The following is a 14,875-nucleotide window of genomic DNA, read 5'->3' as shown; positions in this document are numbered from 1 at the left end:
TTCATTGCGCACGGCTCGAGCACCATCGCCTCGCCGCAGCGCCATCCGCCATCAGGAGGACGCCATGAGTCTAGCCTCTGTGACCGACACCAAGCTTTCCCGCCGCAGCATCCTGAAAGGCTCTGCCGCAGCCGCCGGCGCCTTCAGCTTCGGCTTCGCCATCCCGCTCTCCCAGGAGGCACAGGCCCAAGGCGCGGTGCCGGAGGTCAACGCCTGGGTCGTGGTCCATCCCGACGACAAGGTGGTGATCCGCATCGCCCGCTCGGAAATGGGCCAGGGCACGCTGACCGGCCTCGCCCAGCTCGTCGCCGAGGAGCTCGACTGTGACTGGGCCAAGGTCTCGACCGAATATCCGACGCCCGGCCAGAACCTCGCCCGCAACCGGGTCTGGGGCAATTTCTCGACCGGCGGCAGCCGCGGCATCCGCGAATCCCATGAATATGTCCGCAAGGGCGGCGCCGCCGCGCGGATGATGCTGGTCCAGGCCGCGGCCGATGGCTGGAAGGTGCCAGTTGGCGAATGCAGCGCCGTCAAGGGCGTGATCAGCCATAAGGGTTCCGGCCGCTCGATCCGCTATGGCGAGGTCGCCGCCGCGGCCGCCAAGCTCCAGGCCCCGGCGCCAGCCAATGTCCCGCTCAAGGACCCGAAGGACTGGACCATCGCCGGCAAGCCGCTGAAGCGGCTCGACACCGCCGACAAGACCACCGGCAAGAAGGTCTACGGCATGGACTTCAAGCTGCCGGGGATGCTCAACGCCGCGATCAAGGACTGTCCGGTCTTCGGCGGCAAGGTGAAGAGCTTCGACGCCGCCAAGGTCAAGGACATGCCGGGCGTCAAGCACGTCCTGCCGGTCGGCGACAGCGCGGTGGCCGTCGTCGCCGATACCTGGTGGCGCGCCAAGACCGCGCTCGACGCCCTGCCGATCACCTGGGACGAGGGCGAAAACGCCAAGGTCTCCAGCGAGAGCATCGCCGCCTGGCTGAAGGAAGGGCTCGATGCGCCGCAGGCTGCGGTCGGCAACCAGAACGGTGACGTCAAGGCCGCCATCGCCAACGCCGCCCGCGTCGTCGAGCAGGTCTATTCCTACCCGTTCCAGAACCATGCCTGCATGGAGGTGATGAACGCGACCGCGCTCTACACGCCCGAGCGCTGCGAGGTCTGGACGCCCACGCAGAACGGCGAGGCCGCGCTCGCCGCCGCATCCGAGGCCTCAGGCCTGCCGCTGGCGAAATGCGAAGCCTACAAGATCGACCTCGGCGGCGGCTTCGGCCGGCGCGGCGCCGTGCATGACTGGGTCCGCCAGGTCGTCGCCATCGCCAAGCAGATTCCCGGCACGCCGGTGAAGCTGATCTGGTCGCGCGAGGAGGACATGCTGCACGGGCGCTTCCACCCGATCACGCAGTGCAAGCTCACCGGCGCGCTCGACAAGGACGGCAACCTGACCGGCCTGCATCTGCGCATCTCCGGCCAGTCGATCGTCGCCGGCATCTTCCCGCAGAACATTCAGAACGGGCGCGACCCCGCCGTCTTCCAGGGCCTCAACCCGCCGGGGCCGGAGGCCTCGATCGGCTATGGCGTGCCGAACCTGCTGATCGACCACGCCATGCGCAATCCGCATGTGCCGCCGGGCTTCTGGCGCGGCGTCAACCTCAACCAGAACACGATCTATCTCGAATGCTTCATCGACGAGCTGGCGCATGCCGCCGGCAAGGACCCGCTCGACTTCCGCCGGGCGCTGATGAAGGACCACCCCAAGCACCTCGCCGTACTCAACGCCGTCGCCGAAAAGGCCGGCTGGGGCACAAAGCCTGCGGAAGGCGTCCATCGCGGCATCTGCCAGACCATGGGCTTCGGCTCCTATGTCGCGGCTGTCGCCGAGGTCTCGGTCGATGCCGAGGGCAAGCTCAAGATCCACAAGATCACCGCCGCGACCGATCCCGGCCATGCCGTCAACCCGGCCCAGATCGAGCGCCAGGTCGAGGGTTCCTTCGTCTACGGCCTCTCCGCCGCGCTCTTTGGCGAGTGCACGGTCAAGGACGGGCGCATGGTCGAGGAGAATTTCGACACCTATCCGGTCGTGCGCATGGAGGACATGCCGGCGGTCGAGACGGTCATCATGCCCTCCGGCGGCTTCTGGGGCGGCGTCGGCGAGCCCACTATCGCCGTCGCGGCGCCGGCGGTGCTCAACGCGATCTTCGCCGCCACCGGCAAGCGCGTCCGCAACCTGCCGCTGAAGAACACGGATCTGCGCAAGGCGTGAGGCCTTACGGGATCCGGACCGCGCTGATCCTGCTGGCGCTCGCAAGTGCGCCGGCAGAGGCGCTCGAAGCCTACAGCGTCGTCGGCGACGCGATCCCCGCGCCGCTCGGCGGCAAGATCGGCGATCTCAAGCGCGGGCGGGCGCTGGTGCTCGACCGCACGCAGGGCAATTGCCTGATCTGCCACCATGTGCCGGAGCCGAGCGAGCCCTTCCAGGGCACGATCGGCCCCGATCTCGCCGGTGTCGCCAAAAGGCTCGATGCCGGCCAGCTGCGCCTGCGCCTCGTCGATGCCAGCCTGCTCAATCCGCAGACGGTGATGCCGCCCTATTTTCGTAACCAAGGATTGCGAGATGTTGCCCCGGCCTTTCGCGATCGGCCGGCGCTGACTGCCCAGGAGATCGAGGATGTCGTCACCTATCTCGCCAGCCTGCGCACGCCCTGAACCGGCGCTCTCGCGTCGCGAGGTCATGGCGGCCGGCGCCGCCGGCCTCGCGCTCGCCGCCTTGCCCTCGTCCGTTCAGGCGGCCGCCCCGCCGGCGCTCGCCGAGCTGATCGCGCGCGTGACCGAAGGCGCGGTGCCCGAGCGCAGCAAGATCACATTCGACATCCCCCAGTTGGTCGAGAACGGCAACTCGGTCGATGTCGCAATCCTGGTCGAAAGCCCGATGACGGAGGCCGACCATGTCCGCTGGATCCATGTCATCGCCGAGAAGAACCCGTTTCCCGATGTCGCCCGCTTCAATCTCACCCCGCGCAGCGGCCGGGCCGACATCCGCGCCACCTTGCGCCTCGCCACCTCGCAGAAGGTCGCAGTCGTCGCGGCCCTGAGCGGCGGTAGCTATGTCATGGCCGACGCCGACATCGTCGTGACGCTGAGCGCCTGCATCGACGGAGGCTGACCCGATGGCATCGTTCAACGCCCGCATCACCATGCCGGCAGAGGCCAAGGCCGGCGAGATCGTCGAAATCCGCGTCCTCGTCCGCCATCCAATGGATCGCGGCGGCCAGGTCGACGCCGAAGGCCGCATCGTTCCCCGCAAGATCCTGAACAGGTTGACCGTGACCTATGCCGGCGAGCCGGTCTTCCGCTACGATATGCACACCGGCGTCTCCGCCAACCCCTTCGTCAGCTTCACCACCCGCGCCGTGGAGACCGGCGACCTCACCTTCGAATGGCGCGAGGATGGCGGGGCGACTTTCACCCGCACCGCCCGTCTCGTCGTGACATGAGCGCCGCTGGCCGCGCCCTCGCCATAGCTCTGCTGGCGCTGGCCGGCGCCGCGTCAGCCGGAGAGATCAAGCCGGGCAGCACCTTCCTCTCAGCCCCGATGCAGCGCCAGCAGGAGGACGAGGCCCGCAACCCCGGCTGGCTCTGGGTCGAGCAGGGCGAAGAACTGTTCAGCCGCCGCGATGGTGCGAGCCCCACCTGCGTCTCCTGCCATACCGATCCCAGACAGGGTCTGCGCGGAGCGGCCGCCCGCTATCCCCAGGTCGACGCCGCCAGCGGCAAGCTGATCAATCTCGAAGGGCGCATCGAGCAGTGCCGGGTCGACCGGCAGAAACAGCCGGCCTTCGGCTATGAAAGCCAGGAATTGCTCGGCCTCACCGCCTATGTCGCCTCTCTCTCGAAGGGCGTGCCGCTGGCAGTCTCGGCCGAGGGCGCGGCCAAGCCCTTCTATGACACCGGCAAGGCCTTCTACGAACGCCGGCAGGGCCAGCTCAATCTCGCCTGCACGCAATGCCATGACGGGCTCGTCGGCCAGAAGCTGCGCGGCGACACGATCAGCTACGGCATCGGCACCGGCTACCCGGCCTACCGGCTCGAATGGAACGGGCTGGGGTCGCTGCACCGGCGCCTGCGCGCCTGCTCGCTCGGCGTCAGGGCGACGCAGTTCGATTACGGCTCGGACGAATACCTCGCGCTGGAGCTCTTTCTCGCCGTGCGCGCCAAGGGGCTCGCGCTGGAGGCGCCGGGTCTGCGGCGATAGGCCTTGGCGACAGTCGCGTGAGCCGTCACGATCCCGGCACAGTCCTGTCGGAGACGTCGTGGATGCTTCGCCTGCCTGCCTTCGTCGCTGCGTTCCTGATCGCCACGGCCGCCTTCGCTGAGCCCGACGCCGAGCCGCCGGCTTCGGCTGCTGGTGTGACCACGCCACCGCCCTTCGTGCTCAAGGGCACCGAGGTCAGAACGATCCGGGCCAAGGCGCTGCAGCGCGACTACGAGATCTTCGTCAGCCTGCCGGAATCCTATCAGAGTCAGCCGCGGCGCCGCTTCCCCGTGCTGTTCGTCACCGATGCCGACTATGCCTTCCCGCTGGTGCGCTCGATCGCGCGCCGCGTCGGCAACCGGGCCAGGGGGCTGGAGGAGTTCATTCTGGTCGGCCTGTCCTATTCGGTCGGCGACACCCCTGAATACAGCCGCCGGCGCGACTACACGCCGACGCCGAACGGCGAAAAGACGCGCGACCCGTCCGGCAAACCGCCGGTCTTCGGCGAGGCGGAAGGCTATCGCCACTTCCTCTCCGAGGAATTGATGCCCTTCGTCGCCGCGACCTATCGCACCGACACCACCCGCAGCATCTATGCCGGGCACTCCTATGGCGGGCTGTTCGGGCTCTATGTGCTGCTGAGCGAGCCGAAACTGTTCTCGCACTACATCATCGGCAGCCCCTCGCTCTGGTTCGACCAGAAGGTGCTGTTCCAGCGCGAGCGCGCCTATGCCGAGGCCAACAAGGAATTGAAGGCGAATGTGCTGATGGCGATCGCCTCCTACGAGACGATCGACAAGGCCTCGGGCGATCCGCGCTACAACGGCAAGACCGACATGATCGCCGATCTCAGGGAGTTCGAGCAGGCGCTGCGCTCGCGTAATTATCCTGGCCTCAAGCTCTCGAGCGAGATCATCCCCGGCGAGGACCACCTCACCGTCTTCCCCGCGATCGTCACGCGCGGGCTGCTCTGGGCTCTGCCGGCGAAGCGGGACTGAAGCCTTAGTCCTTCTTGTCCTTGCCGTTCTTCGGCTTGTCCTTGCCCTTGTCCCGGCCCTTCGGCTTCACCCGGTTCTGGAAGCTGGCATTGCCGAGCCCGGTGCCGATGGTCAGCACCGCCCAGTGCTCGACATCCTGCATGAAGGGCAGCTCGCTCAGCCCCTGGACGACGGCGTCGTTGTGCATGGTGACGACGGTGTCGTGCTCGCCGATCACCGGCGCCATCTCGCGGATGCTCTCGACCAGGTTGAAGCGGCTGCTCGACCAATTTCCCGGCAGGTTCTGGGCGCCGCGGTCGATCGCGCCGTCTGGCTCGATCAGGCCGGGGCAGCCGATGCCGATGAAGGGAGCGACGCGCAAACCTTCCTTGCCGGCGTGCGCGATCTGTTCGCGCAACATCTTGCCGAGCCGTCTCACCGCCTGCTCGCGGCTCGGCTCCTCGTCGGCATGGCGCCAGAGCTCGGTTTCCCAGACGCGCGCCTTGCTGAGGTCTGAGGCCTTGTCCTGGCGCAGTTCGACGATGCCGGCGCGGATATTGGAGCCGCCGATATCGACCGCGACCAGGCTGTCATAGGCCTCGAATATCCATTTCGGCGCGAGATGCGCGCTGCCGACCAGCCCGGCCTCGTCCGGGTGATGGCGCACCGGCACGAGCTCGATCGTATGGCCCTCCGTCTGCAGGATGATGCCGGCCCGCGCGATCGCCAGCTCGCCGATCCGGCTCTGCCGGAAGCCGCCGCCGACGACTATGCGCTCGACCGGACTCCACGCCTTCTGGCGCAGGAAGCGCCGGATCACGAAAGCGAGCGACTGGGCGAAGCGCTCGACCGCCGAAAGCACCAGCGCCGCCTCGCGGGCTTCGCCCTCTGTCAGAAGCTTGTCGAGTTCCGACTTGCTCGGCGTCTTGCCGGCATCCGCCAGCGGATCCTCTCCCACCTCGGCGAGATGGCCTCGCAATTCGGCGAGATGGTCCATGAAGGCGCTGCGGCTCGCCTTGTCGCCAAGAAAACCATCGGCATCACGGATTTCGAGATTATAGCTGGTGACGGTGACCGAGGGCAGCTCCTGCGCCCCATGCGGCCCGGTCGCGTTCGTCTTGCTCACTGCCACCACGGCCATCCCGTCCCCCGCATTGAAAGCATGCGAGGAGAACGAGCACGCCCCCCTGACGGTTCCTGTGCCGCGCCGCCGCATGCCCCGTCTGCGCTGCGGGCGGGGACATTCAACCTCCCAGCGATTGACCGCGCCCTGCCGTTTCGCCTCCATAGCCGGCGGCGCGGTTCGCGACCTGGGGGATGGACATGCTCGAAGTGATCGGCCGCTCGCTCGCGATCGGCATCGGCGCCACCGCATTGCTCGACATCTGGGCGCTTTTCCTCAATCGCGCTTTCGGCCTCCCGCTGGCGAACTGGGCGATGGTCGGGCGCTGGTTCGCCTATCTGCCGCGCGGTCGCTTCATGCACGACACCATCGCCGACACGCCGCCCGTCTCGAACGAGCTCGCGATCGGCTGGATCATGCACTATCTGGTCGGCGCCCTCTTCGCGGGAATCGTGCTGCTGTTCTGGGGCCTCGACTGGGCCCGCAACCCGACATTGCTGCCGGCCCTGATCGTCGGCGTGGTCACCGTCGGCTGCGGCTGGTTCATCCTGCAGCCCGGCATGGGTTTCGGCCTCGCTGCCAGCAAGCGCCCCAACGCCAACCAGGTCCGGCTGATCGGCCTGATCAACCATGTCGTCTTCGGCCTGGGCCTCTGGCTCGCCGCGCTGCTGATGCGCTGAACGGCACCTCCCGAACTTTCAAGGCAAGGACGAAACCCATGGCCGCGACCCTGTTCCAGAATGCCCGCATCGTCGACGGCACCGCGCCCGAGCGCGGAGCTCCGGTCTCCGTCCTGGTCGAGGGCGGGCTGATCCGCGAGGTCGGCAAGAGAGCCCGCTCCGACAAGGCGAAGGTGGTCGACCTCAAGGGCCGCACACTGATGCCCGGGCTGATCGACGCCCATGTCCACGTCATCGCCGGCCTTGCCGATCTCGGCCGCAATGCCGCTTTGCCCGACTCGCTCGTCACCGTGCGCTCGCTGGTGATCATGCGCGAGATGCTGCTGCGCGGCTTCACCACGGTGCGCGATGTCGGCGGCGCCGATTTCGGTCTGAAGCAGGCGACGCAGGAGCACGATTACCCGACGCCCCGCCTCGTCATCTCCGGCAAGGCGCTGAGCCAGACCGGAGGCCATGCCGATTTCCGCGGCCGCTATGACGACCGGCTCGCACCCGCCACGCGCCATCGCCTCGGCGCGCTCGGCCGCATCTGCGATGGCGAGGCCGAGGTTCGCCGCGCCGCGCGCGAGGAACTCAAGGGCGGCGCCGACTTCATCAAGATCATGGCCAATGGCGGCTGCGCCTCGCCGACCGACCCGATCCATTTCCTCGGCTTCTCCGTCGGCGAGCTGGAAGCGGTGGTCGAGGAGGCTCGCATGGCCGGAACCTATGTCTCCGCCCATGTCTATACCGACGAGGCGATCCGCCGCTGCGTCGAGGCCGGCGTGCACTCGCTGGAGCATTGCAACCTGATCAAGGCCGAGACCGCCAAGCTCGCTGCCAAGAACGGCGCCGTCGCCGTGCCGACCCTCGTCACCTATGACAAGCTCGCCAGCGAGGGCGGCAAGCTCGGCTTCCCGCCCGATTCCGTCGCCAAGGTCGAGTTCGTCCGCGCCGCCGGCATGGAATCCCTGGCGATCATGAAGCAGGCCGGCCTCGCCATGGCCTATGGCAGCGACCTGCTCGGCGAGATGCACCGCCACCAGTCGGAGGAGTTCGTCATTCGCGGCCGGGCCCTGCCGGCGCATGAGGTGATCGGCTCTGCCACCCATGTCGCGGCCAAGCTGCTGAAGCTCGAAGGCAAGATCGGTACGGTCGCGCCCGGCGCCTATGCCGACCTGATCGTCGTCGATGGCGATCCGCTGCAGGACCTGTCGCTGCTGACCCGCCAGGGCCGGCACATGCCTGTCATCATGAAGGCCGGTGCCTTCATCAAGCGCGCCCGGCTGGACTGAAGGCGCATGAAGCCCTGGACGCAGCTCGACGCCGCCCCGATCCCCGGCGGCGGCACGCTGAAGCTCATGCGCCGCGGCGAGGACGAGTTCTCGATCACGCTCGGCCATAACGAGTTGATGAACTCGCGCCTCAAGGGGTCGGAAGAGGCGCTTGCAACGCTCGCGATCGAGCGAACCGGGCAGCGCCCCGGCCTGCGCTTCCTGATCGGCGGGCTCGGCATGGGTTTCACGCTGCGGGCTGCGCTCGCCGCGCTGCCGAAGGATGCGGAGATCGTCGTCGCCGAATTGATTCCGGCGGTGATCGCCTGGGCGCGCGGCCCGCTTTCTCCGATCTTCGCCGGCTGCCTCGACGATCCGCGCGTCACGCTGCGCGAAGCCGACGTCGCCACGGCCATCCGCGAAGGTCAGGGCCGCTACGATGCGATCCTGCTCGACGTCGACAACGGACCGGACGGGCTGATGGTCGAGGCCAATGACCGGCTCTACGACCATGCCGGCCTCTCTCATGCGAAGGCAGCGTTGCGGCCCGGCGGCGTGCTCGCGGTCTGGTCGGCAGGACCGGACCGCAATTTCACCCAGCGCCTGCGCCAATCCGGCTTTACCGTCGAGGAGAAGACGGTGCGTGCCCGTGCCGGGGCTGGCGGCGCCAAGCACATGATCTGGCTGGCGGCCCCGCATGGAAACGGTGCTGCCACAGAGTCACCTCGCCCAGCCGGAAGAAGGCGGCGCTAGCGCTCGCCCAGCAGCCGAGCGAGACCGCCGGAAAGCCCGATTGTCGGTACCGCCGCCGGCAGCGCGAGATCGCCCTGAACCGGCTTCTGCGGCGGATTGCGCGCAGCGTCCAGCACCGCCGCGAAACCGGCCTGGACCGAGCAGATCACCGGCACGCCAACATCAGGCTCGACCCGCGCCGCCAGCCCGGCGAGCCCGGCACCGCCCAAAATCACCGCCTGCGCTCCGTCGCGCTCCACTGTCCGCCGGCAGGCGTCGGCCAGCAGCGCGATCGAACCGTCCGGATTGGCCGCGATATCGCCGCCGGTCGGCGCCACCGTCTCGACCGCCGCCAGCCGGCCGTCCAGACCAAGCGCGGCGGTGAATTCGGTCAGGATCGGCCCCCAGCGCTCACCGCCGGTGACGATCGAGAAGCGCCCGCCCTGCAGGGCCGCCTGTCGGCAGGCCGCCTCGGCCATGCCGACGACCGGGACCTCGGCGATCTCCTTCAGCGCCATCAGCCCGGGATCGCCGAAGCAGGCGAGATAGACCGCATCGCACTCGGCGCCATGTTCGGCGAAAGCATCGAGCGCGGCATGGCCGGCGATGGCACCGGCGCTACGGCTGGAGATGTAGCGCGCGCCGAAGCGGCCGGTCGCCGGCACGAGCTTGACATCGGCAGGTGTCATCGGCGCCAGCACGCGCAGGACCAGCTCGGTCATTTCGGGACTGGTGTTCGGATTGAGGACGAGGATGCGCAAGGTAATCTCAACGGGCGAGGTTGGCCCCCCGGACGCATGATCACTCCGAGGCAGCGCCCCTGAGCTTTGCAGCGCCTGTTTCCCCACGGCAAGGGCAACGGGCCCGCACTCTTCGCATGATCGTCACGCGGTCAGGGCCGGCTTGGGGACATCGCTCACCGCCCGCTCCGGAACCATCGCCCCGTGCTCGGGTTGCAGGTTCGACAGCCCTCACATTGGAGGATGGACCATGCCAGCCAAATCAAAGGCACAGCAAAAGGCGGCCGGTGCCGCACTCGCCGCCAAGCGTGGCGAGATCCCCAAGAGCGAACTCAAGGGTGCCTCGAAGTCGATGGCCAGGTCGATGACGGAGAAAGAGCTCGACGAAATGGCCTCGACCAAGCGCAAGGGCAAGCCGGAGCACGTGACCAAGTACTGATCCAGGTGCCGGCTGGCCTATCTGGCCGGCCGCTCGTGCCGGTAGACCAGATCGCCGGGGTCCGGCCTGTCGGCGCCGGCGTCCAGATGCGCCCCTAGGCGCTCCGCCACTGCGATCGAGCGCCGGTTGTGCGGATCGACATAGCTGACCAGCGTCTCGATACCGGGCTGCCCGAAGGCCCAGTCGCGCAGGGCGATGGCAGCTTCGCTGGCATAGCCCTGCCCCTCATGCCCGGCATAGATCAGCCAGCCGAGTTCCTTCTCCGGGAAGAGCGGCCCGTGATTGATACCGACCTGCCCGGCGCAAACCCCGCTTGGCAGGTCGATCATCAGCGCGCCATGGCCGAACAGCGCCCATTGCGCCACGTCATGGCAGAACAAGCCCCAGGCGCCGCGCCGGTCATAGGGGCCGCCCATATGCTGCGCCCGCTCGGAGGCGAGAAACGCGGCATAATCGGCGAAATCGCCCGCAACCGGCGCCCTCAGGATCAGGCGTTCGGTCCGAATCGTCGGCGGTGCGGTGGAAAGCAAGGTCGACCTCGGCATCGCCAGCGGCGGCGCGGCCGATCGGATCGGTAGCCGACCTGTACAGCGGAAACGGAAAACTGGCGTCCCGGAAGGGATTCGAACCCCTGACCTACGGTTTAGGAAACCGTTGCTCTATCCTGCTGAGCTACCGGGACGCACGTCCTTGCGTTTAGCATAAAGCCGATGCGGGTGAAGCCTTCCTTTGCAACGATCTTGCCGGTTCTCCTCGGCATGGCGGCCTCGGCCACCATGGCGCAGGCCGCGGATGACGCTTGCGCAACGGCGGAAGAGGCCGAGATTGTCCGCCTCGCCGGCCTCGACCGGCATGGCGACCCGCTGCTCGCCGACGGCCGGACCGTCAGGCTTGCCGGGCTGGCGCCGCGGCAGAATGACACCGAGCGCGAGCGCTTCGCCGCACAGCTCGCGCGCTGGCACGGCCACGAATTCCGGCTGGCCCCGCTTGGAGCGACGGATCGCTGGGGGCGCCTCCCAGCCCGCCTCCTTGCCACCGAAGACACCACCGCCTTCGCCGGCCAGCCCGATCTGAGCGCCGCCATTCTCGCTGCCGGTGCGGCACGACGCCTGCCCGAGCCGGGCCTCGCCGCCTGCAACGAGCTCTGGCGCAAGGCCGAGCCGCGGCCGGTAATGGCGGGCAAGGCCGGCAGCCCCGCGCCGGCCGCAACCCAGGGCAATTTTGCCGCAGTGGCCTTGCCGGTCATCGACGGCCATGATGCCATCGCGATGAAAGCGCAGGCGGGCCGGATCGTCGTGGTCGAAGGGCGTATCGCTGCCGTCGGAGAACGGCCGCAGCGGACCTATCTCAATTTCGAACGACGGCGCGGCGCCGGCGGCAGCATCGTGCTGTCGCGCGCTTTGTGGCGTGACTTGCAGCGCAGCGGCTGGACCGCCTCGTCGCTGACGGGTAAACGCGTGCGCGTCAGCGGTGTGGTCGAGGGGCGCGACGGCCTCCTGATCGAGGCGCAGACGCGTAGTGCACTTGAGCTGATCGATTAGGGGCCGATGCGGAGAGTTCAGCGACATCGTCAGCCGATCCGGGGACGCCTCGTCGCCACGCTGCTGCCGGCCCTGTTGCTGGCGGCCTGCTTCGGCGACCAGAACTCGGTCCTGGCACCACTCAACCAGCCGGGCGGCGAACCCGCACCCCGCGTCGCCAGCCTGCAGCGAGGCACCGACCGCGAGCATCAGCGCCTGCTGGCTGCCTTCGGTGGCGAATATCGCGCCCCGCAGGTCAAGGCCGAGCTGGAGGCGATCATCGCCCGCCTCGCCAAGGCCGGCGAGGGCCAGATCGGCACCTATGAGGTGACGATCCTCAATTCGCCGATCGTCAACGCCTTCGCCTTGCCGACCGGGCGGCTCTACGTCACCCGCGGGCTGCTTGCGCTGGCGAACGATTCCTCCGAGATCGCCTCGGTGATGGCGCACGAGATCGCCCATGTCACCGCGCGCCACGCCGTCGAGCGCGCCGAGATGGAGGCGGAATCGGCGCTGGTCAGCCAGGTCGTGGCGCAGGTGCTGAACGATCCGACGACCGGCGCCGCCGTCCAGCAGAGCTCCAAGCTCTCGCTCGCCCGCTTCTCGCGCCAGCAGGAACTCACCGCCGACCAGATCAGCGTGCGCAACATCGCCCGCGCCGGCTACGACCCCTATGGCGCCGGCCGCTTCCTGGTCTCTCTGGGCCGCAACACCAGCTTCCGGGCCGGCCAGCAGAGCAGCGGCGACAAGAAGCTCGACATCCTCTCCAGCCATCCTTCGACGCCCGAGCGCGTCGCCGCCGTCACCAATGGCGCCCGCCAGATCGGCGCGCCGGGCCTTGGCGAACGCGACGTTGCGCGCTGGCTGAGCGTTGTCGACGGCGTCGCCTTCGGCGACGACCCAGCCGATGGCGTCGTGCGTGGCCGCCGCTATCTCAACAGCGCCCTGCGCATCGCCTTCACCGCACCCGATGGCTTCGAACTGGAGGCCGCGCGCGAGATGGTGGTCGGCGTCAGCAATGACGGCTCGCAGGCGCTGCGCTTCGACTCGGTCGCACTGAAGGCCGGCCAGACGTTGGAATCCTACGTGGCGTCGGGCTGGATCGACGGCGTCACCACCGCCGAAGTGCAATCGCTGACCGTTGGCGGCCTGCCGGCGGCAGTGACCTCGGGCAAGGGCGCCGACTGGACCTTCCGCCTCGCCGCGGTCCAGGCCGGGCCGCGTGTCTACCGCTTCATCCTCGCCGCCAAGGGGCAAAGCGACCCCGAGCGCGCCATGCGCGCTCTGCTCGACAGCTTCCGCAATCTCAGCGCCAGCGACGCGCAATCGGTCAGCCCCTTGCGGATCCGGCTCGTCACCGCTGGCGCAGGCGACACGCCCGCCAGCCTGGCCGAGCGCATGGCCTCGACCGACCGGCCGCTGGAGCAGTTCCTGATCCTGAACGGGCTGGAACGCAATGCGAAGCTGACGCCCGGCCAGCGTTACAAGATCGTGAGCGAGTAGCGCGCAGCGCGCCGCTGCTTTCCGCGCGCTCTGTGCTAGCCTCCCGGCCTTCGTCAGGACAGGGAGGCAGCCATGGCGCTCGATCGCCGCATCGTCGAACTTTACGACGAATACACCCATAAGCCGCTCGACCGGCGCAGCTTCATGAACCGGCTGATCACCATCGCCGGCTCCGCCGCCGCGGCCGAGGCGGCTCTCGCCCTGCTGGAGCCGAACTACGCCCAGGCCCAGCAGGTCGCTGCCGACGATGCGCGCATCGAGAGCAGGCGCATCGACGAGACGATCGGCGGCGTCAGGCTCAAGGGCTATCTCGTCACGCCGAAGGCTCCGGCCAAGCGCGGCGGCGTCGTCGTCATCCACGAGAACCGTGGCCTCAACCCGCATATCGAGGACGTCACCCGTCGCGCCGCGCTCGCCGGCTTCAGCGCGCTCGGGGTCGATTTCCTCACCCCCCTCGGCGGCACGCCGGCCGATGCCGACGCCGCCCGTGCCCTGTTCCCGCAGCTCAAGCCCGAGGATGTCGTTGCGCAAGGGCGCGCGGCGCTGGCCTTCCTCAAGGCCCGGCCGGATACGACCGGCAAGGTCGGCGCGGTCGGCTTCTGCTGGGGCGGCGGCGCGGTCAACGACCTCGCAGTTAGCGCCCCGGAGCTCAATGCCGGCGTCGTATTCTATGGCCGCTCCCCCGATCTCGCCAAGGTGCCGCAGATCAAGGCCCGGCTGCTGATCCAGCAGGCCGCTCGCGACACCCGCCTGGTCGAGGGCCTGCCGGCCTATGAGGCGGCGCTGAAGGCAGCCGGTGTCAATTACCAGGCGATCGTCTACCCGGAGGTCGACCACGCCTTCCACAACGACACCAGCGCCGAGCGCTACAACGCCGCGGCCGCCAAGCTCGCCTGGGAGCGGACGGTGGCTTTCCTGGGGGCGGAGACGGGCGCCGCCTGACATGAAAAAGCCCGGCGGATCGCTCCGCCGGGCTCTTCCTATCCGATAGCGGAAAGCTGCCTCAGGCAGCCTCCTCCTGCAGGTCGTCGTCGCCATCCTCGGCATCGGCCGCCTCGGCGGCCTCACCCTTGCCGGCGCGGCGCGGCGACTTGGCGAGCTGACCCTCGATCTTCTTCAGCGCCTCGGTCTCGGTGATCTCCTCGACGGCCGAGATCTCACGGGTCATCCGGTCGATCGCCGCCTCATAGAGCTGGCGCTCGGAATAGGACTGCTCGGGCTGAGCCTCGGAGCGATAGAGATCGCGCACCACCTCGGCGATGGCGACGAGATCGCCGGAATTGATCTTGGCTTCGTATTCCTGGGCGCGGCGCGACCACATGGTGCGCTTGATCCGGGCGCGGCCGGTCAGGGTCGAGAGCGCCTTGCCGACGATGTCGGTGTCGGCGAGCTTGCGCAGGCCGACGCTCGCCGCCTTGGCGGTGGGCACGCGCAGGGTCATCTTGTCCTTGGCGAAGCTGACGACGAACAGCTCGAGCTTGAAGCCCGCGACTTCCTGCTCCTCGATCGCCGTGATCTGACCGACGCCATGGGACGGGTAGACGACGAACTCGCCCGTCTTGAAGCCCTGGCGCACAACAGTCTTCTTCGCAGTGGACATGCCGTTTCGACTCCTGCATCTCTCCGCCGGAGCGGAGACGCGACTTTCAACCGCTGGCC

17 protein-coding genes and 1 tRNA gene are annotated in these 14,875 nt (G+C 68.3%); 13 read left to right on the top strand and 5 right to left on the bottom strand.

Features of this window, described 5'->3' with window-relative positions; all coding sequences use genetic code 11:
- The first annotated feature begins 64 nt into the window (after positions 1-64).
- The 6 genes from VGV58_RS13905 to VGV58_RS13880 all read left to right on the top strand — a co-directional run bounded on the left by VGV58_RS13905 (position 65) and on the right by VGV58_RS13880 (position 5,247).
- Positions 65-2,260: a xanthine dehydrogenase family protein molybdopterin-binding subunit gene (locus VGV58_RS13905; protein WP_326874598.1), complete on the top strand. Its 2,196-nt coding sequence runs from the start codon at positions 65-67 to the stop codon at positions 2,258-2,260.
- On the top strand, positions 2,257-2,703 hold the full coding sequence (soxX, locus tag VGV58_RS13900; protein ID WP_326874597.1) for a sulfur oxidation c-type cytochrome SoxX: 447 nt from the start codon (positions 2,257-2,259) through the stop codon (positions 2,701-2,703). The genes VGV58_RS13905 and soxX overlap by 4 nt, the downstream gene beginning before the upstream one ends.
- A complete protein-coding gene (locus VGV58_RS13895; RefSeq protein WP_326874596.1) occupies positions 2,666-3,160 on the top strand; it encodes a thiosulfate oxidation carrier protein SoxY in 495 nt (164 codons plus the stop codon). The genes soxX and VGV58_RS13895 overlap by 38 nt, the downstream gene beginning before the upstream one ends.
- Positions 3,161-3,164: 4 nt before the next feature.
- The gene (gene soxZ / locus VGV58_RS13890; RefSeq protein ID WP_326874595.1) at positions 3,165-3,491 is read left to right on the top strand and encodes a thiosulfate oxidation carrier complex protein SoxZ; all 327 of its coding nucleotides are present in this window, start codon (positions 3,165-3,167) and stop codon (positions 3,489-3,491) included.
- Positions 3,488-4,249 (top strand): sulfur oxidation c-type cytochrome SoxA, encoded by a 762-nt coding sequence (gene soxA / locus VGV58_RS13885; protein ID WP_326874594.1) that lies wholly within the window; start codon positions 3,488-3,490, stop codon positions 4,247-4,249. The genes soxZ and soxA overlap by 4 nt, the downstream gene beginning before the upstream one ends.
- A gap of 62 nt (positions 4,250-4,311) precedes the next feature.
- Positions 4,312-5,247 (top strand): alpha/beta hydrolase, encoded by a 936-nt coding sequence (locus VGV58_RS13880; protein WP_326874593.1) that lies wholly within the window; start codon positions 4,312-4,314, stop codon positions 5,245-5,247.
- A gap of 4 nt (positions 5,248-5,251) precedes the next feature.
- Here the strand turns inward: VGV58_RS13880 and VGV58_RS13875 are convergent, their stop codons facing one another.
- Positions 5,252-6,367, bottom strand: coding sequence for an ROK family protein (locus VGV58_RS13875; protein ID WP_326874592.1), 1,116 nt, complete (start codon positions 6,365-6,367; stop codon positions 5,252-5,254).
- 176 nt (positions 6,368-6,543) lie between these two features.
- On the opposite strand from VGV58_RS13875, the gene VGV58_RS13870 reads away from it, so the two are divergent.
- The 3 genes from VGV58_RS13870 to VGV58_RS13860 are packed head-to-tail and all read left to right on the top strand — an operon-like array spanning position 6,544 to position 9,035.
- Complete coding sequence (locus VGV58_RS13870) at positions 6,544-7,029, top strand: DUF2938 domain-containing protein (protein WP_414643968.1); 486 nt, start codon at positions 6,544-6,546, stop codon at positions 7,027-7,029.
- Positions 7,030-7,067: 38 nt separating this feature from the next.
- On the top strand, positions 7,068-8,303 hold the full coding sequence (locus tag VGV58_RS13865) for a metal-dependent hydrolase family protein (protein WP_326874591.1): 1,236 nt from the start codon (positions 7,068-7,070) through the stop codon (positions 8,301-8,303).
- A 6-nt stretch (positions 8,304-8,309) separates the two neighbouring features.
- The gene (locus tag VGV58_RS13860) at positions 8,310-9,035 is read left to right on the top strand and encodes a spermidine synthase (protein ID WP_326874590.1); all 726 of its coding nucleotides are present in this window, start codon (positions 8,310-8,312) and stop codon (positions 9,033-9,035) included.
- Here VGV58_RS13860 and VGV58_RS13855 read toward each other — a convergent pair.
- Positions 9,032-9,775, bottom strand: a complete 744-nt coding sequence (locus VGV58_RS13855; RefSeq protein ID WP_326874589.1) for an aspartate/glutamate racemase family protein — start codon at positions 9,773-9,775, stop codon at positions 9,032-9,034. The two genes, VGV58_RS13860 and VGV58_RS13855, sit on opposite strands and share 4 nt — an antisense overlap.
- Before the next feature lie 229 nt (positions 9,776-10,004).
- Between VGV58_RS13855 and VGV58_RS13850 the strand changes: the two genes are divergently transcribed.
- Complete coding sequence (locus VGV58_RS13850) at positions 10,005-10,193, top strand: DUF3008 family protein (protein ID WP_326874588.1); 189 nt, start codon at positions 10,005-10,007, stop codon at positions 10,191-10,193.
- Positions 10,194-10,210: 17 nt separating this feature from the next.
- Here the strand turns inward: VGV58_RS13850 and VGV58_RS13845 are convergent, their stop codons facing one another.
- Both VGV58_RS13845 and VGV58_RS13840 read right to left on the bottom strand, forming a co-directional pair.
- Positions 10,211-10,723: a GNAT family N-acetyltransferase gene (locus tag VGV58_RS13845; protein ID WP_326874587.1), complete on the bottom strand. Its 513-nt coding sequence runs from the start codon at positions 10,721-10,723 to the stop codon at positions 10,211-10,213.
- Between the two features lie 75 nt (positions 10,724-10,798).
- Positions 10,799-10,875 (bottom strand) — tRNA-Arg (locus VGV58_RS13840).
- Positions 10,876-10,951: 76 nt separating this feature from the next.
- Here VGV58_RS13840 and VGV58_RS13835 point away from each other — a divergent pair.
- From VGV58_RS13835 to VGV58_RS13825, 3 genes are all read left to right on the top strand, one after another.
- Positions 10,952-11,734, top strand: a complete 783-nt coding sequence (locus VGV58_RS13835; protein ID WP_326874586.1) for a hypothetical protein — start codon at positions 10,952-10,954, stop codon at positions 11,732-11,734.
- 6 nt (positions 11,735-11,740) lie between these two features.
- Positions 11,741-13,216 carry a M48 family metalloprotease gene (locus tag VGV58_RS13830; protein ID WP_326874585.1) on the top strand — a complete coding sequence of 492 codons (1,476 nt, stop codon included), beginning with the start codon at positions 11,741-11,743 and terminating at the stop codon, positions 13,214-13,216.
- Between the two features lie 72 nt (positions 13,217-13,288).
- Positions 13,289-14,158, top strand: coding sequence for a dienelactone hydrolase family protein (locus VGV58_RS13825; RefSeq protein ID WP_326874584.1), 870 nt, complete (start codon positions 13,289-13,291; stop codon positions 14,156-14,158).
- Positions 14,159-14,219: 61 nt separating this feature from the next.
- Here VGV58_RS13825 and VGV58_RS13820 read toward each other — a convergent pair whose 3' ends face one another.
- Positions 14,220-14,816: a CarD family transcriptional regulator gene (locus VGV58_RS13820; protein WP_326874583.1), complete on the bottom strand. Its 597-nt coding sequence runs from the start codon at positions 14,814-14,816 to the stop codon at positions 14,220-14,222.
- Between the last annotated feature and the right edge of the window lie 59 nt (positions 14,817-14,875).

Origin of the sequence: Allobosea sp., from assembly GCF_035944895.1 — a bacterium.
Taxonomy (GTDB): domain Bacteria; phylum Pseudomonadota; class Alphaproteobacteria; order Rhizobiales; family Beijerinckiaceae; genus Allobosea.
This window is presented reverse-complemented; position numbering and strand designations above follow the sequence as displayed.